This window comes from Peribacillus sp. FSL R5-0717, from assembly GCF_038002945.1.
GTDB lineage: Bacteria > Bacillota > Bacilli > Bacillales > DSM-1321 > Peribacillus > Peribacillus frigoritolerans.
The window spans coordinates 3,565,000-3,583,039 of the sequence record NZ_JBBOOF010000001.1; the positions used below are offsets into that span (position 1 = coordinate 3,565,000).

The 18,040-nt window shown below is 40.5% G+C and carries 18 protein-coding genes; 8 read left to right on the forward strand and 10 right to left on the reverse strand.

Annotated elements, in window-relative coordinates:
• Positions 1-176: 176 nt before the first annotated feature.
• The 6 genes from ald to NYE65_RS17230 form a co-directional block, all read right to left on the reverse strand.
• Positions 177-1,310: an alanine dehydrogenase gene (gene ald, locus NYE65_RS17205; protein WP_034315093.1), complete on the reverse strand. Its 1,134-nt coding sequence runs from the start codon at positions 1,308-1,310 to the stop codon at positions 177-179.
• Positions 1,311-1,481: 171 nt separating this feature from the next.
• The gene (locus NYE65_RS17210; RefSeq protein WP_340861327.1) at positions 1,482-2,303 is read right to left on the reverse strand and encodes an EcsC family protein; all 822 of its coding nucleotides are present in this window, start codon (positions 2,301-2,303) and stop codon (positions 1,482-1,484) included.
• A 51-nt stretch (positions 2,304-2,354) separates the two neighbouring features.
• The gene (locus NYE65_RS17215; RefSeq protein ID WP_340861328.1) at positions 2,355-3,611 is read right to left on the reverse strand and encodes a PucR family transcriptional regulator; all 1,257 of its coding nucleotides are present in this window, start codon (positions 3,609-3,611) and stop codon (positions 2,355-2,357) included.
• Between the two features lie 127 nt (positions 3,612-3,738).
• Positions 3,739-4,737, reverse strand: a complete 999-nt coding sequence (locus NYE65_RS17220) for an inorganic phosphate transporter (RefSeq protein WP_034315088.1) — start codon at positions 4,735-4,737, stop codon at positions 3,739-3,741.
• Positions 4,738-4,752: 15 nt separating this feature from the next.
• Positions 4,753-5,373 carry a DUF47 domain-containing protein gene (locus NYE65_RS17225; RefSeq protein WP_034315087.1) on the reverse strand — a complete coding sequence of 207 codons (621 nt, stop codon included), beginning with the start codon at positions 5,371-5,373 and terminating at the stop codon, positions 4,753-4,755.
• Between the two features lie 238 nt (positions 5,374-5,611).
• On the reverse strand, positions 5,612-6,610 hold the full coding sequence (locus tag NYE65_RS17230) for an inorganic phosphate transporter (RefSeq protein ID WP_034315084.1): 999 nt from the start codon (positions 6,608-6,610) through the stop codon (positions 5,612-5,614).
• Between the two features lie 388 nt (positions 6,611-6,998).
• Between NYE65_RS17230 and NYE65_RS17235 the strand changes: the two genes are divergently transcribed.
• Positions 6,999-7,829 (forward strand): aldo/keto reductase, encoded by an 831-nt coding sequence (locus NYE65_RS17235; RefSeq protein WP_230135298.1) that lies wholly within the window; start codon positions 6,999-7,001, stop codon positions 7,827-7,829.
• Positions 7,830-8,303: 474 nt separating this feature from the next.
• The gene (locus NYE65_RS17240) at positions 8,304-8,558 is read left to right on the forward strand and encodes a GlsB/YeaQ/YmgE family stress response membrane protein (RefSeq protein WP_170946860.1); all 255 of its coding nucleotides are present in this window, start codon (positions 8,304-8,306) and stop codon (positions 8,556-8,558) included.
• Positions 8,559-9,236: 678 nt separating this feature from the next.
• Here NYE65_RS17240 and NYE65_RS17245 read toward each other — a convergent pair.
• Positions 9,237-10,148: an RluA family pseudouridine synthase gene (locus tag NYE65_RS17245; RefSeq protein WP_268590721.1), complete on the reverse strand. Its 912-nt coding sequence runs from the start codon at positions 10,146-10,148 to the stop codon at positions 9,237-9,239.
• 232 nt (positions 10,149-10,380) lie between these two features.
• Here NYE65_RS17245 and NYE65_RS17250 point away from each other — a divergent pair, with 232 nt between their 5' ends.
• Entirely contained in the window at positions 10,381-10,788 is a 408-nt protein-coding gene (locus tag NYE65_RS17250) for a DUF5365 family protein (RefSeq protein WP_328176178.1), read from the forward strand.
• Between the two features lie 67 nt (positions 10,789-10,855).
• Here the strand turns inward: NYE65_RS17250 and NYE65_RS17255 are convergent, their stop codons facing one another.
• Together NYE65_RS17255 and NYE65_RS17260 are read right to left on the reverse strand one after the other, a co-directional pair.
• The gene (locus NYE65_RS17255; protein WP_034315075.1) at positions 10,856-11,326 is read right to left on the reverse strand and encodes a thioredoxin family protein; all 471 of its coding nucleotides are present in this window, start codon (positions 11,324-11,326) and stop codon (positions 10,856-10,858) included.
• A gap of 124 nt (positions 11,327-11,450) precedes the next feature.
• Positions 11,451-11,750: a disulfide oxidoreductase gene (locus NYE65_RS17260; protein WP_237752165.1), complete on the reverse strand. Its 300-nt coding sequence runs from the start codon at positions 11,748-11,750 to the stop codon at positions 11,451-11,453.
• 190 nt (positions 11,751-11,940) lie between these two features.
• Between NYE65_RS17260 and NYE65_RS17265 the strand changes: the two genes are divergently transcribed.
• The 3 genes from NYE65_RS17265 (at position 11,941) to NYE65_RS17275 (ending at position 16,059) form a co-directional block, all read left to right on the forward strand.
• Positions 11,941-13,488: a carbon-nitrogen hydrolase family protein gene (locus NYE65_RS17265; RefSeq protein WP_034315073.1), complete on the forward strand. Its 1,548-nt coding sequence runs from the start codon at positions 11,941-11,943 to the stop codon at positions 13,486-13,488.
• Positions 13,489-13,644: 156 nt separating this feature from the next.
• Positions 13,645-15,375, forward strand: a complete 1,731-nt coding sequence (locus NYE65_RS17270; RefSeq protein WP_034315070.1) for a phospho-sugar mutase — start codon at positions 13,645-13,647, stop codon at positions 15,373-15,375.
• 156 nt (positions 15,376-15,531) lie between these two features.
• Positions 15,532-16,059 (forward strand): NADPH-dependent FMN reductase, encoded by a 528-nt coding sequence (locus NYE65_RS17275; RefSeq protein WP_053533937.1) that lies wholly within the window; start codon positions 15,532-15,534, stop codon positions 16,057-16,059.
• Between the two features lie 130 nt (positions 16,060-16,189).
• Here the strand turns inward: NYE65_RS17275 and NYE65_RS17280 are convergent, their stop codons facing one another.
• Positions 16,190-16,432, reverse strand: a complete 243-nt coding sequence (locus tag NYE65_RS17280) for a YhdB family protein (RefSeq protein ID WP_048689737.1) — start codon at positions 16,430-16,432, stop codon at positions 16,190-16,192.
• 132 nt (positions 16,433-16,564) lie between these two features.
• On the opposite strand from NYE65_RS17280, the gene NYE65_RS17285 reads away from it, so the two are divergent.
• Together NYE65_RS17285 and NYE65_RS17290 are read left to right on the forward strand one after the other, a co-directional pair.
• Positions 16,565-17,533, forward strand: a complete 969-nt coding sequence (locus tag NYE65_RS17285) for a M14 family zinc carboxypeptidase (RefSeq protein WP_340861329.1) — start codon at positions 16,565-16,567, stop codon at positions 17,531-17,533.
• Positions 17,534-17,582: 49 nt separating this feature from the next.
• Complete coding sequence (locus NYE65_RS17290; protein ID WP_340861330.1) at positions 17,583-17,903, forward strand: DUF3889 domain-containing protein; 321 nt, start codon at positions 17,583-17,585, stop codon at positions 17,901-17,903.
• Positions 17,904-18,040: the final 137 nt, after the last annotated feature.

Here is an 18,040-nt window from a genome sequence, read left to right on the forward strand (position 1 = left end):
ATATCTTCGGAAAAATCACCCGTCCGAGCAGATAATCCAACCCATATGAGGATAATTCGACCCTTATGCGGAATGTCCCGGCCTGATCCAGATATCATACGAAGAAGCTCAGCTTCATCGAGGCCCTAGTCCAAAAAAAATAAGACTCCAGACAAGATTCTGGAGTCTTATTTATATTAAGCGTTAATGTTATTCGGGTTTAAGGCGTTTTCAACACTTACGTAATTGTAGCCGAGGTCTGTGGCAACTGCTTCGAACGTGATTTCACCGTTGGCCACATTGACGCCTTTTGCAAGAGCATCATTTTCAAGGATCGCTTTGATGGCACCTTTATTTGCAATTTGAAGTGCAAATGGAACTGTTACGTTAGTTAAAGCTACTGTAGAAGTTTGAGGCACTGCCCCTGGCATATTCGCCACTGCATAATGAACTACTCCATGTTTAACATAAGTAGGGTTATCATGTGTTGTTATGTGGTCGACAGTTTCAAAGATACCGCCTTGGTCGATTGCAACATCGACAATGACTGAACCTGGAGACATCGTTTTAACCATTTCTTCAGTAACGAGCTTAGGAGCTTTAGCACCTGGAATCAATACGGCACCAATTACTAAATCGGCATCTTTGACTGCTTCTGCAATATTATAAGGGTTGGAGATGAGTGTAGTCAGTTCATTTCCGAAAATATCATCAAGCTGACGCAGACGGTCAGGGCTTAAGTCAAGAATGGTAACATCTGCGCCTAAACCAATAGCGATTTTAGCAGCATTCGTTCCAACCATTCCTCCGCCGATTACAGCGACTTTACCGCGTTTAACTCCAGGAACTCCGCTTAAGAGTATTCCTTTACCGCCGTTATTTTTTTCAAGGAACTGAGCACCGATTTGTGCAGCCATGCGGCCTGCAACTTCACTCATTGGTGTCAATAATGGAAGTGTGCGGTTTACTGCAACCGTTTCATAAGCAATGGCCAAGACACCGCTTTCTTTTAGTGCCTGAGCTAGTGCCGGTTCTGCCGCAAGATGTAAATATGTGAAAAGGATTAAATCTTTTCTGAAATATTTATATTCAGATGAGATAGGCTCTTTTACTTTCATGATCATTTCTGTACTTGCCCAAACGCTAGCAGCGTCCTCGACTATAACAGCACCAGCTTCTTGATATGCTTCATTTGTGAAACTGCTTCCTAGACCTGCGTTCATTTCGATTAATACTTCATGTCCTGCATTGACTAATGCCACGACCCCAGCTGGAGTGATAGCTACACGATTTTCATTGTTTTTAATCTCTTTTGGAATTCCTATTCTCATCTTAATCCCTCCAATAATATGTTTTACTATTTGTATCACAAGTATAGTTGGAAAAAGAAACAGTTAGTATGTGGAAATCAGAAAAATGAAAAAGGTGTATTTGTGGAATTCCACAAACGCAGTTTCAAAAACCATGGACTTGCGAGGATCAAGACCTTTGTAAAGCTGAAATCAATTCTTTGCAATAGGTTCTTGAATGCGCTCTAAAATCCTTCTTTTCTTGTAAAGCATGATTCCCGTATCGGCGATATCGGCAATCATCGAACGATTTGTAATGGCGCCAAATATTATTCCGGCAACAGGAACCATTTGCAAAAGCTTTTTCCAGCCAAACTGATCGCGGTATGTATAAACGACTTCTCGCCATCCCTGGAGCTCGGATGCTATTTCCCTTTTTGATTGGGAATCAGTCTGGTTCATTTTCAACAATTCATTTAATAGAGCCTTTTTGCCGACAACATCCGATGTTGTAAATTGCAGACATTTGACGATGAAAATACGTTCTTGGCGGTCCCTAGGATTGAAGCCATATGTGATGGCGATATCCTGAAGGGTTTTGATGGACATCCCGAGAAGGAGTGGGATGTCGATGGCCAAGGTGAAGATTCCGCCAATCCCGGTAGTGGCACCTTGAACCGTTGCCAATTTGCTGCCTGAAGTTTTAATATCCTGACTCACGCTATCCATAATATGGAGGGGGATGCTTGAAACCTCTTCCAGGTCATTAATATTCAACTCGGGAACCTTGGCTTGCAGCTGACTAAGAATATGGGCTTCTTTCGTTAAATATTTTCCGCCATTCTGAATGTAGCTGCCGATTTCATCAAGCATGACACCCAATTTTTTTTGAATGAAATCCGGTGTCAACTTATCCAATAGCTTGAAGGGGATGCGCCCAATCCGTTCCCAAAACCATAGTCCTTTCTGATCCTTCTCCCATTTTTCAATGATTGTTAATTCTTTTTCAAGTTCTTCTTTTGTTTCTAATTTCATATGATCACCTTTCCACACTTCTTTTAGTATTCCATATCTGGGAATATATCATTAATTTTTTTTGGAAAATTCATCATATTGATTTAGTTTAATGTTAAGAAAGAGGGACATTTTTTGAATTGGATCTTTTAATCGAATATTTCCCACTTCAGAGATTCTTTTTAATCGGTAATTCAATGTATTTACATGAATATGAAGATTTTTTGAAGCTTCATTTGGGTTGCAGTCTTTCTCTAGATAGACGGTGAGTGTTTGCAGCAATTCCGTCTGGTTTTTCATATCGTATGCTTTAAGTTTAAGGATGGAAGGATGAACACGACGCTGTTTGTTGCCTGCGAGTGATTCAATCATTTGAAACATGCCAAGTTCTTCATAATGTAAAATGAGTGCCATGTCATCAGGGAATATATTCTTCATTTTTAGGGTGTATAGAGCTTCTTCGTAACTTGATTTAACATCCATTAAGTTTTTATACATATTGCCAGCCGTTCCAAGGATATGCTCAACACCGAAACGCCGTTTCATCTCCAGAATGAAAAAAGGAATGAACTCATAAATCGATGAAGTGAAAGAAGGGCTGTTTTCCTGGTTGGCTCCCGCGAAAAGAATGAGCTTGTTATGGTCAATGGCAAATAAGGAACTGTTTATCTTTTGAGTGGTCGTTAACATGTATGAAATGTAGCGCTCCACTTCTCGATTGATCTCTTTAGGAAATTCGAATACCAATATGGAAAAAACCACTGGAACATGGATTGAGAATTTCTTGTAATTTTCAATTATTTCCGATTCTTCTTGGTAGTGCCCGGTCAACATGCGCCATAGGAACTCTTGATGACCTGCTTCTTTCCTTTTCTTTTTCAATTGCAATTGCTGTAACTGGTTCTTTGCCTCCTTGGCAGCGAATTGCAGAAATTTCATATCTTCTTCGGTGAAAGGTTCATTTACTTCCAAGGCCCAAATGAATCCAAGTACTTCATTATTTTTCCGGATGGAAACCGCAACCCTGTTACCAAGACCGACATCATTGATGGCCCCGATTTTAATGGGGGCATCTTCCTTCAATAACGCAGGGATGAAGCCATCTTTCCATAAACTGTTGATGACCTTTTCAGGGACACGTCTTCCGATTATAGTCATGATCCGGGCCTGATCCGTAGTATCATCGTGAGTGCTATAGGCAAGTAAGCGGTGGTTACCGTCCTCGATTGTAATGGGGCAACCTAAAACAGAACTGATTCTATCGGCAAACTCCATCATATCTCCATAAAGGTCTTTAAAAATATCTCTATTTTTTTCGAATTCCTTCATTTTTATTTTGCCCCTCGCTAAAAAAATTCCTTCTCCTTGAATTTTAAACGATTTCCTATTGATAAGCATAGATAAATCCTTGTAAAACAGAAAATCCCTACCGATGGAAACCGGAAGGGATTTTATTTTAGAATAAGAAGTTAATTAAAAGATAAAGCAAACCAGCTAATGTTGCCGAGATGGGAATGGTAATGAACCAAGTGATGATCATTCTTTTTGCCGTTCCCCATTTTACGCCCTTGACACGATGCGCAGACCCAACACCAAGGATTGAAGACGAAATAACATGGGTTGTACTGACTGGCATGTGTATTACAGTCGCGCCGAAAATGATAAAGGCTCCGGTTAAATCGGCAGCAACACCATTGACCGGGCGGATTTTCATGATTTTGCCGCCAACGGTTTTAATGATTTTCCATCCGCCGACGGAAGTTCCAAGTCCCATTGCGAGAGCACAGGAGAACTGAACCCAGAAGGCGATATCGGTACTTGATGCATAACCATTTGCAATAAGGGCCATCGTGATGATACCCATCGCTTTTTGTGCGTCGTTCGTTCCGTGGGTATACGATTGAAGTGCTGCAGTAGCAATCTGTATAGTCCGGAATTTTTGGTTTGTTTTTGTCAGGTTATTGTTTTTAAAGACAACTTTAAAGATGCTGTATACGATAAACCCGATTACAAAAGCAATTAACGGGGAGAAGATCAAAGCTTGAAGAATTTTCATGAAACCTTCCCATTTAATTCCGGCGAATCCCGCTGCAGCAATGGCTGCACCAGCAATTGAACCAATCAATGCATGGGAGGAACTGCTTGGTATTCCGTAATACCAGGTTAGAAGGTTCCATATGATAGCGGCAAGTAGAGCAGCCATAATTACATATGAACCATTCGGAAGCGTGAACGGATCCACGATATCCTTCGTTATGGTCTTCGCCACTCCAGTAAATGTCATGGCACCGACGAAATTCATGACGGCTGCCATGATGATGGCATGCCTCGGCTTCAAGGCCTTTGTTGAAACGGCAGTCGCTATTGCATTGGCTGTATCATGAAAACCATTGATGAAGTCAAATGCTAAAGCAAAGAAAACGATTAATATTGTTATAATTAATAAAGTATCCATTTATTGGGGTACTCCTTAGGCGTTTTTCATTATGATTGTTTCAAGTGTATTGGCCACCGCTTGACAGTGATCGGCAATCTCTTCAAGGCTTTCGTAAATTTCTTTATATTGAATGATCCTGATTGGATCTTTTTCAACTGTAAACAAGTTTTTGATTGATTGACGTTGGATTCCGTCACAAACGGATTCAAGATCTTTAATTTTGATTGCATGTTCACGTATCAATGGCAATTTTTTAGTGGATAGTGTATCGACAGCATTTTCAATCTCATAAGTACACTGTTTGATTGCATCCACAAACTTAAGCATATACTCATCAGCATTTACAATTGAGTACATTTCGAATAATGCCGCACAGTGTTCCAAACCGTCTATGACATCATCCATTCTCATGGTTAATTCAAGGATATCCTCCCGTTCGATAGGAGTGATGAAAGCATTGTTCAGCTCTTTGATCACATTATGAACCATTGAATCGCCTTTATGCTCATAGTCTTTCATCGTATCTGAAAATACTTTTAGATCGGAGATATTTTTGAGTTTATAATCCGCGAAATAGTCAGCACCTTCTTTAAGGTTTTGAGCGATGTTAAAAAGCATTACAGCGAATTTGTCTTTTTTTGATTTAAAAGCCATGTTAAAGCCTCCCAATTAGTCATGCAAATTTACGCACTTTAGTCGTACGCTTAGTATTAACAAATTGATTGTAACGAATTCATGTAGGATACGGGAAGGTTTTTCGACGAAAATTTACAAAATCTTAATAAAACTTTACATAAAAAAACAAGGAAAATTAAAAAAAGGGAAAAACCTGCATTTATAAGGGGGTATTTGTAAAAAAAAAGCCTTTCCGACTATGGAAAGGCAAAAGGTTCTATAAAAATAAAGCAATCAAATAGTAAATGACTCCAGCTAAGGAAGCAGAAATTGGCAATGTAATGAACCAAGTGACCAACATGTTTTTTGCGGTTCCCCATTTTACCCCTTTGATGCGGTGCGCAGAACCGACCCCAAGTATTGAAGAAGAAATGACATGAGTCGTGCTGACCGGCATATGCAGGAAGGTTGCACCGAAAATGATCGCTGCTCCAGTCATATCGGCAGCCACACCATTAACCGGGCGGATTTTCATGATTTTACCGCCAACGGTTTTGATGATCTTCCAACCTCCGATCGATGTACCAAGCGCCATGGCTATTGCGCAAGATAATTGTACCCAGAAAGGAACTTCAGAGGTAGAGGCATATCCGTTAGCGATCAAAGCCATCGTGATGATACCCATGGATTTTTGAGCATCATTCGTCCCATGTGTATAAGACTGGATGGCCGCCGTGACAATTTGTATTCTCCTGAATCGTGTATTGGTTTTTCCTAAATTATTATTTTTGAATACTACCTTGAAGATACTGTAAACAATGAATCCAAGCGTAAAGGCAAGGATGGGAGATAGGATCAATGCTTGTACAATTTTAGTGAATCCACTCCATTTAATAGCATCGAATCCACTGGCCACGATGGCCGCTCCAGCTATTGAACCAATGATCGCATGGGAGGAACTGCTTGGAATTCCAAAATACCAAGTGATTAAATTCCATATTATTGCCGAAATTAGTGCAGCAAGAATAACATAAGAACCATTATTCAATGTGAAAGGATCGACGATATCCTTTGTAATGGTATGCGCTACACCGGTAAAGGTCAGTGCTCCCAATAAATTCATGACCGCAGCCATGATGATTGCATGACGTGGTTTTAGTGCTTTGGTTGATACGGCCGTAGCGATGGCGTTAGCCGTATCGTGGAAACCATTGATAAAGTCAAAGACCAAAGCAAAAATAATAATTAGCGCGGTTAAGATGAGAATGCTATTCATACATGGAGGACTCCCTTGATTTCAAGTATGTAAAGTGTATATAGATTATGGCCGATGAATGGGCACAGGACAGCTTGCACTCCTCAATATATAGCATGGGAGTTTTAGTTTTGATTATTCTTAAAAGAGGGCACCTTCTTTTTTACATGGTTTAAAGTCGAACTATACTATTGTAACGAATTACATACCTATTAGGATAGATGTTTCGTCATTTTTTTACAAAATATTTAACTTAATGAATGATTAAAAAGAAAAAATGCATCCTTTAATACATATAAATGGTATTTAAGTGTTGTTTTCGCTCAAGGGACTTTATAAATGCTTATGGTTAGAAATAGAAGGTGGAGGGATGTATAATTGGTAAATAAAAGTAAGGGGGAATGATGGAATGATTTCGAATATTGGGGAAACGATCACCTTACATAATGGAGTTAAAATGCCACAGTTGGGTTTCGGTGTATTTAAAGTGAAAAACGGCAATGAAACGGTTGAGTCCGTCAAAAAAGCGGTCGAAGTCGGTTATCGTGCGATTGATACAGCGGCCATTTATGAAAATGAAGAAGGTGTAGGCCAAGCGATTCGGGAATGCGGAGTGCCACGTGAAGAATTGTTCATAACCTCCAAAGTGTGGAATACCGAGCAAGGATATGATACGACGCTCAAGGCATTTGAAGATAGTTTAAATCGACTTGGATTGGAATATTTGGATTTATACCTGATCCACTGGCCGGGAAAAGATAAATATCTGGAAACCTGGAGGGCCTTGGAGAAGCTTTATAAGGATGGAAAGGTGAAATCAATCGGTGTAAGTAATTTCCATATTCATCATTTGGAAAATTTACTTGCAAACAGTGAAGTGAAGCCGGTCGTCAATCAAATTGAATTGCATCCACTTTTGACTCAAGTCGAAATTCGTGATTACTGTGCAAAACATGAAATAAAGGTAGAATCTTGGAGCCCGCTAGGCAGAGGGAACCTTTTGGAAGAGCCGACAATTAATCATATAGCAAAGAAGCACGGGAAAAGTCCAGCACAAGTGTTGATTAGATGGCATTTGCAACATGATCTAGTTGTAATACCTAAATCGATTACGCCATCCCGTATCAAGGAAAATGCACAGGTATTTGATTTTTCATTGAGTTTAAATGAAATGAATCAAATAGATGCCTTGAACAAAAATGAACGTTTCGGCAGCAATCCCGATGAACTTTTGTTCTAAAAAGAATACTGCAAATGATAGGAGGGTGTCCCGATAATGGGGCATCCTTTTTCTTTTTGCTTTATGAACATAATTGAGACGGATGCTGCTTATACTAACTATGTGACAAAGTTAAGCCTATGGTATACCCGTTTAATATATCTGATAATCCTGTTTTTATTGCCAAATATTTTTAAAAAAAATTAGGTTTTAGATTAATTAAACGGGGAAAATAATGAGTACAGCAGCAAACAAAAAGAAAAAATTCACTAACACGAGGATTGTCCAATCAGTTACTCAAGGGCTATAGCTAGCTAACACTACCCAATAACTAAACATTCACATTCATTAGATATTGTGCGAATCGGCATCATACCATTTGAATGTAAAGGTTAAAAGTACTGAAAAAAAGCATGACAATATGTAAGTGATTTAATTTCTTGGAGTCTGCTGCAGAAAATCAAAAAATAACTAATTTGAAGGAGGAAATATATTATGGGATTTTTATGGTCATTAATTATCGGAGGTATCATCGGTTGGTTAGCAGGTATGATTGTTGGACGTGACGTACCATTTGGAATTATCGGTAACATTATCGCTGGTTTTGTTGGTGCATGGTTAGGTTCATTAATTCTTGGGAACTGGGGACCTTCAGTGGCAGATTTCGCTATAATTCCAGCATTGATTGGTGCAATCGTATTTGTCTTCATATTAAGCCTTATCTTAAAAGGCATGAGAAAAGCTTCATAAATACAAAAATAAAGCTGGCCCAAGTGGCCAGCTATTTTTTTATGCCAAAATGAACGGATTTCGTCCCAACATGTGTATATTTCGGCCGTGTAGCGGAAAAACTCGACCCAACATGCAGAAAATCTGTCAGCTGAAAAAAATATGAGCGACAATTGAGATAATATTAATGAAGAAATAAGAACACCGTCCGGTATGTTACGATGTTCAGACTGTCACAAATTCGAAATTAATTGAGTTTGCAAAAAAGTGTTGATCTCCACTTCAGGCACTCGCTTTCCGCGGGCGGTCCGGGAAGCCTCCTCGGCGCTTTGCGCCTGCGGTGTCTCCCCTGGACACGATTTCCCGCAGGAGTCTCGTACCATACGCTCCAATCAACTTTGTTTTACCTTTTAGATAGAGCTCCATTTGACTACAAACTGAAAATAATTGATTTTTCCTACAGTATTTTTGTGTGTTTATAGAATTGAAATGTTGATTACCTCTCCAGGCACTCGTTTTCCGCGGGCGGTCCGGGAAGCCTCCTCGGCGCACTTGCACCTGCGGGGTCTTCCTTGGACAAGTTTTCTCGCAGGAGTCTCGTACCATACTCTCCAATCAACTTTGTTTTGAAATTTAGCTAGATCTCTTTTGGACAAGCTCGAACACCGTCCGAAATGGCACGGTGTTTTTTATTTCTGTTTAAATGTTGAGATTGAATATTTCAGGTCTATCAATGAAAGGAGCTTCAACGAACATTTTTTCTTCTGAAATGGGATGGATGAATTCGATTTTCCTTGCATGCAGGGCTTGACGTGGAAATGTCTTTTTTCCGCCATACAATGTATCTCCGGCCAAGGGATGGTTCAAATGACTGAAATGCACCCTGATCTGGTGGGTTCGGCCGCTTTCCAGGGTGCAGCTGACGAGGGTCAAGTTTTTCTTGGAATCACGGTTAAGCACCCGATAATGGGTGACTGCCGTCTGGCCAGTAGGGGAAACCCTTCGTCTAGTGGCATGGTGGCGGTCACGTCCAATTTTTTCTTTAATTTCTCCTTCATCCTTTTTAATGTTTCCTTCGACTAAAGCTAGGTAAGTCCGCTTGATTTCCCTTTCTTCCAACATTCTATCCAGCATGGACCCAATGAGGCGGTTTTTGGCAAAAAGGACCGCACCGGTGGTATCTTTATCAAGCCTATGAATATGCTTGATCATACAGGTCTGGCTGGTTTTTTGAAGATGGTGTGCGACTCCATTGAGGAGGGAGTGTGCATCACCCGGTTGAGAAGGGTGGGTTTCCATTCCAGCCGGCTTATTGGCTATCAACAACACATCATCTTCATATAAGATGGTAATTCCTAAGTCTGCGGCTTGAACTGTTTCATTTTCAGCGTGATCCAATAAGGGGATGCTGATCGTATCTCCTTCATTGAGGATAGTTGACCAGGTGACGTAATTCCCGTTCATTGACACTTCTTTACTCATCCTCCATTCATGCACTAATTTTTTCGGGGCCTTCCAACGCTCCCTGAAAAGCTTTTCCAATGTTAATCCATTCCAACTTTGGAGAACATCAATTATTAAATGTTGGTTAGTTATTTTGAAATTTTCCAATTTAACTCCTACTTTCGACTCGTTTGGTTGTGCCTGAATGAAAAAAATCTATAATAATTATGGATATGGTATATAAAAGTAACCTTGGTCCTATTGCTAAGATTTTCAGTGGTGGAAATTACCACATATTTTTTACAATATTTATGTTATTCTATGGGGAAAGAAATCCCTTGTCCTAGAATATACATATAATAGATAGGTCTAACGGATCTGAAAAAAGGTGGTTTTTTTAGTGAAGACGGTCTTTTCTTCAACGGAAGAACAAGAGCAAGAAATAGCGAGTCTCGTGTCTCGTTTCTACGAATCTGTATTTCCAAAGTACTTTACGGAAAGTGAAATCCTTCATTTTCGTGAGATTGGCGTTTTAGAGCCCAATCAAAGTTCTGTTACTTACTTGGCAACATTAAGAGACGCATTTCAAGTAATGACATGTCTTCAAGTCCTTATGTCGATATTAGACAAACAAAAGAGGGTGATGGAACCTAAGTCTGAAGAATTGTTCCAACATAACATCGCTCTATTGAATGAATGCGGAATATTCTTCCCCTTTTATTATGACCATTTTTCAAGTATTAACCTTGAAGCGAATAATGATATGCAGATGATGGACATCCAGGTGGCGAATCAATATTTAGTATAAGGTAAAAAAAATGAGCCGGCTATAACGGGAGAAGCATTTCCGTTAGGGCCGGCTCATTTTTTCATCCTTAATTAATATCGTGGTCCTCGAACCATTTCTCGAACGTTACTTCATCTTTAAATCCGACGATTCGTTCTTGTTCTTCCCCATTTTTATAGTGGACGATGGTCGGGGTCTTTTTGATGCCATAGTCGCTCCATCCTTGTTCAAACTCCAAAAGATTGAATTGAACAAGATCAATACCCAATTTCTCTGCCAAAGGTGCCACGACTGGTGTGGTCTTTTGACTGATTGAGTTCGTAGGACTATAGAAATAAACGGTCACGTCTTTACTATCTTGGAGGTCCTGCTCCAACTCTACAGGAAGAATCAAATTTTGATAATTGGGGTCATCCAGCTGATCGACAGTAGCGGGTTTAAGCTTATCCTTGCCGTATGGATTTCCTTTTGATTTTTCTTCTTTTTTCATGTTTGTAAAAACGCTCAGCAGGACAAAAAGGGCGACGATTATCACTAAAAATATAGCCATTTTCTTCATTAAGCTGCAACCTCCTTGGATCTTGTCCATACGATGTAAAAATAATGACGAATGCAGTCAAGGCTAGAACGTGATGGTGATGAAACCAATACGTTTATATATAGTCCTGTACCTGGAACCCTTCTCATGCAAGGGTGTGGTCGGGAAAGAATGAATCCTTTTGTATCAAGTAATGGTACGTGGAAATGAATGCACCGATAGCGGACGATATCATGGTATAAAAACTGATCCAATAATCTTTTCGAATGATTGCAATTCCTGATATGATCGTAAAAGGATACATGATGATCCGCTGATACCAACAGAGTGCACAAGGTTCGTATTGCTTAATTTCAGAAAAATATAAGCTTCCAAACATCGCAATGATGGAAGCAGCCCGGGCTGCAAATAATAAGTTTTCCACACTGCGTTTTGTATTGTTCATGGTTCCTCTTCCCCATCTCTTTTTACTCTCATGAAAAGTATAGTATGTTAGGACCGCGTCTGTAAAATATATATTCTTTTAACGGACATTCAGAATGTTATTATTTGAAATCAATGGGTAGGTTCTGTTGTTTTAATTTTTGAATAAGGGGTATAATTCTTATGGAAGAGATTAAAGGAGTCTGAGGAAAATGCCTAATTTGGACCTGCATAAATATGAAAAAATAATGGAAATACGTAATATGAGGCTAGGAGACATAGATGAAATAATTGCTTTGCAGTCGAGTTGCTTTCCGGGAATGGTTCCCTGGAAGCGAGATCAGCTTGAGAGCCATCTGGCAATTTTTCCAGAAGGGCAGTTTGTGGCTGAATATGATGGAAAAGTGATTGGCTCATGTTCCAGCCTCATTATTAATTTTGACGAATATGATGACCGCCATACATGGGATGATGTAACCGATAATGGGTACATCACGAATCATAATCCGGACGGTTATAATTTATATGGAATCGAAGTCATGGTCCATCCTGAGTTCCGCAGGATGAAAATTGGTCAAAGACTATATGACTCAAGGAAAGAACTTGTTGCCCACTTGAATTTAAAAAGCATCATTATCGGGGGCAGGATTCCCAATTACCATAAACATGCGGAGGAACTCTTACCAAGGGAGTATGTAAAAGAAGTTCAATTGCACAAAATATATGATCCGGTTCTTTCGTTCCAGCTTTTAAATGGGTTCACGCTTATGAGGATCAATCCGAATTATTTGCCGGACGATCTGCAATCCAATAAGTATGCTACGCTCATGGAATGGAATAACGTTGATTATCAGCCGAAAACAAAACGTTATTATAAAACATCGGAACCGGTACGGATTTGCGTCGTCCAATACATGCTGCGTAAAATCGATTCATTCGATGACTTCGCTAACCAAGTCGAGTATTTCACCGACGTTGCTTCGGATGCCAATGCAGATTTCGCCGTGTTCCCGGAATTGTTCACAACCCAGCTGATGTCTTTCTTGAATGAAAGATCCCCAAGCTTGGCTGTCAGGAAACTGTCGGATTTCACGGAGCAGTACATTGAATTATTTACCACTTTAGCTGTAAGGTATAACGTCAATATCATCGGCGGTTCCCATTTCGTTAAAGAAGATGATGATAATATCTATAATATCGCTTATTTATTCCGTCGCGATGGAACGATTGAAAAGCAATATAAAATTCATATTACACCAAATGAAAGAAAATGGTGGGGTATTAACGCAGGTGACCGCGTTCGTGTCTTTGATACGGATTGTGGTAAGATCGCCATACAAATTTGTTATGATATTGAGTTCCCGGAACTCGCCCGGATTGCTACCGACATGGGAGCCAAAATCATATTCACTCCATTTTGTACAGAAGACAGGCAAGGCTACCTGCGAGTTCGCTATTGTGCCCAGGCCCGTGCCGTGGAAAACCAAATTTATACCGTCATTTCCGGAACGGTTGGAAATCTCCCGCAAACGGAAAATATGGATATCCAATATGCCCAATCGGGAATCTTCTCTCCTTCGGATTTCGAATTTGCACGTGACGGCATAGTCGGGGAAACCAGCCCGAACCTTGAGATGGTCCTGATTGGCGATGTCGATTTGGAGATCTTAAGGCGAGAGCGTCAGTCCGGTACTGTAAAGCAATTGAAAGATCGCCGTCATGATATTTACCATCTGCATTACAAAGATGGCGGGAAATAAATAGGAAGAAAACAGCTCGTGATGTGAAGAACACTGGATTAGGTTCTTTTCATCTCGAGCCTTTACTTCATTTATTGGAATAAATATGATAATTTTGTATATGTAAGGCAGATACATAATAATTACAAATAAGGCGTTTGGGAGGAGATGTTGGAGATGGATTGGAAATCTTTATACACTACTTGGGCAGGGTACCAGAATTTAAATGGGGAATTACGTGTCCTCCTTGAGGAAATGCAGCGGGATGAAGCACAACTCGAAGATGCCTTTTATAAAAATTTAGAGTTTGGAACAGGCGGAATGCGTGGGGAAATCGGAGCGGGAACGAACCGGATGAATCTTTATACTGTAAGGAAGGCAACGGTTGGGTTGGCTCAATATATCTCTTCGTTTGGGGAAGAAGCAAAAGGAAGAGGGGCTGTGATTGCTTATGATTCGAGACATAAGTCCCCGGAATTTGCACTCGAAGCGGCTAAGACCTTGGCTACATTTGGGGTGAAGGCTTATTTATTCGATGAATTGCGTCCAACTCCAGAATTGTCATTTGCGGTTCGCGAGCTGAATGCTTTTGCTGGAATCGTCATCACGGCGAGCCACAATCCGCCTGAATATAATGGTTACAAGGTTTATGGGTCAGATGGGGCACAATTGCCGCCGGAAGCAGCGGATCAGGTGATCGGCTATGTGAATGCCATTGAAAGTGAGCTTGAAATTCAGGTTGAAGAAGCTGAAGTCCTTAAAGGGCAGGGCCTCATCGAAATGATTGGTGAGGAATTGGACGCTGCCTATAATCGTGAGCTGCTGACGGTTCCCGAGAACCCGCAGCTTGCCGAGGAAATAGATGTGTCAATCGTCTTTACGCCGCTTCATGGAACGGCAAATAAATCCGTCAGGCGAGCACTGCAAAGCTTAGGGTATCAAAATTTGCATATCGTTAAGGAGCAGGAATTGCCGGATCCGGATTTTTCGACAGTTCAGTCTCCAAATCCAGAGGAACCAGCTGCATTTGAAATGGCCATTGAGCTTGGAAACAAGGTGGAGGCAGACTTATTGATAGCAACGGACCCAGATGCCGATCGGCTTGGAATTGCCGTTAAAAACGAGATGGGTCAATATGTTGTCCTGACTGGAAATCAAACAGGTGCACTTTTCCTGGACTATTTACTGTCCCAGAAAAAAGAGAAAGGAAAGATTCCCCAAAATGGAGTCGTCTTAAAAACCATCGTCACTTCGGAAATCGGTCGGACGATTGCCGAGTCATATGGCTTGAAGACGGTTGATGTACTTACCGGGTTTAAGTTCATCGCCGAGAAAATAAATCAGTATCATGAAAGCGGGGAAAGTAGCTTCTTGTTCGGATATGAAGAAAGCTACGGTTATCTGATTAAAGACTTTGCACGTGACAAGGATGCCATTCAAGCTGCAGTGCTTGCTGTCGAGGTCTGTGCCCATTATAAAAAGCAGGGATTGACACTATATGAAGGGTTGCTGAATGTGTTTGAAAAGTACGGCTTTTACTTGGAAGGTTTGCGTTCTTTGACTTTAAAGGGCATTGAGGGAGCGAAACAGATTCAAGGAATATTGAATCAATTCCGTCAAAATCCTCCTTCCCGAATAGCTGGCATTCCGGTAGTCATTGAAGAAGATTACCAAAGCAGCAAGAAGCGGACATTACTTTCAAATGATGAAGAATTGATCGAGCTTCCGAAATCAAATGTATTAAAGTATTTCCTTGAGGATGGTACATGGGTTTGTCTGCGTCCTTCAGGCACCGAACCGAAAATTAAATTCTATTTCGGTGTCCAAGGCAAATCAATGCAAGAAGCTGAGTCCAAGTTATCGGGAGTCATGGAAGATTTCATGAGCAAGATTGAAGCATTGGTTTAAATGTATGAAAGCTAAACGAAAGACTTCCTCGGTCTTTCGTTTTTTTTGATTTTTAGTTGAATGAAAAATCAAAATTCTAGGAAATTCCGTTTCGGATTTGGTATACTGTATTGGCGACTGATCTCGGAAACATCGGGAATAATGGAGGTTTAATTCATGAAATTAGTAATCATTAATGGTTCACCACGTAAACAAGGGCGTACAGGGATTGCCTCACGCTACATATCCAAGAAATACGGAGCGGAACTTATTGATTTAAGCAATAGCGAAATCCCTTTATATTCAGGTGAAGGTGAGCAATATCAATTGGAAGTGATTCAAGGGCTCCGGAAAAGCATCGAGGAAGCTGATGGCGTAATTCTGACCACTCCGGAATATCATGGTTCCATGAGCGGAGCCTTGAAAAATGCCTTGGATTTTTTAAGCAGTGAACAATTCACGCATAAACCTGTCGCTCTATTGGCTGTCTCCGGGGGAGGAAAAGGCGGGATCAATGCCTTGAATTCCATGAGGACAGTGGGTCGAAGCCTTTATGCAAATGTGATCGCCAAACAATTGGTTCTGGATCCGCATTGCTTCGATTACGAAAATGATGGTTTATTTGAAGAGTCTGCGGTACTTGTTGAAGGTATGATCGAAGAGCTTAAAATGTATGCAACTGCATATGCTACAATGAAAAAATGATGAAATGAGGGTCAGGTATTCAATACCTGACCCTTCCTTGTTTTTATAGGGTTTCACCAGCCAAAGTTATATCCCTGATAATTAATCCTCTTGTATAAATTTTCCCGATTTGCAAAAACTATAGTTGATTTTAGCTTGGAAGTTCACTTAAATAATCACTTGTTTTTTCTGCCGCATGATCCAGATAACGAAGCAGTGCATACAGCTGGGATTGAACGATTTGATAATCATGCTCAAACCTGTAAGCGTGCAAAAAATGTTCTATTTTTTTCGAAAGAAAGTGATCTTTCGTTCGAACCATCAATACTAACAAGCTGTCCCAATCAGAACGGTGTGTGTGAAACAATGCCTGATCATAATCCGCAATCCTCATGTTCTTCTCCCCCTTAATAAGGAGCTATTTGTATTTTGTTCAGATCTGACAGAACATTTCCTTACAATAAGTGGCGATGTATTTGGACCGCGGTTGTTGCTTTTTACCTGAATAAAAATAAAAGGTGAGTACATGAGAAAAATAATGGTAATTGGAATATTGCTGCTTCTTTTTTTCCCTGAACCATCGCTGGCAGCAGAAGTGTATTCCCCTGAACAGATGGAAATGGATTTGCAAGGAATCCAAAAGCAGTATGAATTGGACGTTCGAATAATCGGACAAACTGAAAAGGGGAAAAATATAAAGGCAGTAAAGTTAGGGAAAGGAAAAAAAACGATTTTGCTGGTGGGATCACATCATGGACGGGAATGGCTCAGTTCCATACTTTTAATGCGTATGCTTGAAGGGTATGCAGCCGCCTATCGAGCGGGCAAACCTATTGGAGAATTTCCGTCGGAATCATTGGATGAAGTGAGCATCTGGTTCATCCCGATGCTTAATCCAGATGGCGTGAGCATCCAGCAAGGAGATTTATCCAATTTAAATGTTCTTGAAAAGGCTGCAGTATGGAAAATGAACCGATATAGCAGGAATTGGTCCAGGTGGAAAGCCAACGCTAAAGGCATTGATTTGAATAGGCAATATCCGGCTGGATGGAAAGAAGTAATGAGTCATGAAACAAAACCGACGTATCAATTTTATAAAGGCCGACAACCACTGGAAGCAGTCGAAGTAAAAGCGCTTACGGATTTCACGAAGGAGATTGATCCCCTTATTGCTGTTTCCTATCATACCTCAGGAAGGGAAATCTTTTGGCACTACAAAAATAAACGGAAAAATATGGTGAGGGATTATGGGATTGCCAAAAAAACTGCCGAAATGACGGGGTATGAACTGACCTTTCCGGAGAAAGAAGCGGTAGGAAGCGGATTTACTGATTGGTTCATAACTGAATTCAGCCGCCCGGGCATGACGATCGAACTTAGTTATTTAGTGGATGAAACCAATCCGCCGTTGACTGTGTTTCCTGAGGAATGGAAGAGGAATCGATTAGTTGGCATCATGCTTGTAAAAGAAGCGGAGCAGCTGCATAACAACTGAACATTTTTACATAATAATACTAAGCGGAAAGTATGAGGAGGAAAAGATTTTGAAAAAAGTCATCGTGATGCTAATGGGGATTTTTTTGATCATACAAGCAGGATCCATTTCAGCACAGGCCCAAAAACCCGATTACGAAAAATACGGAAAGATTGCGATTGCGGTAGTACAGGCAGATTATCCTGAAGTTGAGATTACCGACTACGAATATAAAGGCAGAAAAACTGTAGCGAAAAATCTCGTCGAAGACGATTTCAGATTTTTGGTCGAGGATAAAGGTCAGGACTTCAACGTCATCGTTACCGTACAACATGATTTGAAAAATGAAAAATTACTTAGTTTGAAGGTTACGGAGCAAAAAGGAAAGTGAGATCAGGACAAACCGAAATTCCAGGTAGGCATCTTACCGAACATCTTCACCTCGAGAAGATGTTTTTTTCTGATTTCTTTTAAAAGTTGTCCGGAAAAGGGGATATCGGATTCGTTGTTATTCCAATACGGTCAGCT

Coding starts and splice junctions, on each gene's coding strand:
- NYE65_RS17270 (WP_034315070.1), top strand. CDS start 13,645: ATGGATTGGAAATCTTTATACACTACTTGGGCAGGGTACCAGAATTTA.
- NYE65_RS17275 (WP_053533937.1), top strand. CDS start 15,532: ATGAAATTAGTAATCATTAATGGTTCACCACGTAAACAAGGGCGTACA.
- NYE65_RS17230 (WP_034315084.1), bottom strand. CDS start 6,610: ATGAATAGCATTCTCATCTTAACCGCGCTAATTATTATTTTTGCTTTG.
- NYE65_RS17255 (WP_034315075.1), bottom strand. CDS start 11,326: ATGAAGAAAATGGCTATATTTTTAGTGATAATCGTCGCCCTTTTTGTC.
- NYE65_RS17220 (WP_034315088.1), bottom strand. CDS start 4,737: ATGGATACTTTATTAATTATAACAATATTAATCGTTTTCTTTGCTTTA.
- NYE65_RS17210 (WP_340861327.1), bottom strand. CDS start 2,303: ATGAAATTAGAAACAAAAGAAGAACTTGAAAAAGAATTAACAATCATT.
- NYE65_RS17235 (WP_230135298.1), top strand. CDS start 6,999: ATGATTTCGAATATTGGGGAAACGATCACCTTACATAATGGAGTTAAA.
- NYE65_RS17260 (WP_237752165.1), bottom strand. CDS start 11,750: ATGAACAATACAAAACGCAGTGTGGAAAACTTATTATTTGCAGCCCGG.
- ald (WP_034315093.1), bottom strand. CDS start 1,310: ATGAGAATAGGAATTCCAAAAGAGATTAAAAACAATGAAAATCGTGTA.
- NYE65_RS17280 (WP_048689737.1), bottom strand. CDS start 16,432: ATGAGGATTGCGGATTATGATCAGGCATTGTTTCACACACACCGTTCT.
- NYE65_RS17225 (WP_034315087.1), bottom strand. CDS start 5,373: ATGGCTTTTAAATCAAAAAAAGACAAATTCGCTGTAATGCTTTTTAAC.
- NYE65_RS17215 (WP_340861328.1), bottom strand. CDS start 3,611: ATGAAGGAATTCGAAAAAAATAGAGATATTTTTAAAGACCTTTATGGA.
- NYE65_RS17240 (WP_170946860.1), top strand. CDS start 8,304: ATGGGATTTTTATGGTCATTAATTATCGGAGGTATCATCGGTTGGTTA.
- NYE65_RS17265 (WP_034315073.1), top strand. CDS start 11,941: ATGCCTAATTTGGACCTGCATAAATATGAAAAAATAATGGAAATACGT.
- NYE65_RS17285 (WP_340861329.1), top strand. CDS start 16,565: ATGAGAAAAATAATGGTAATTGGAATATTGCTGCTTCTTTTTTTCCCT.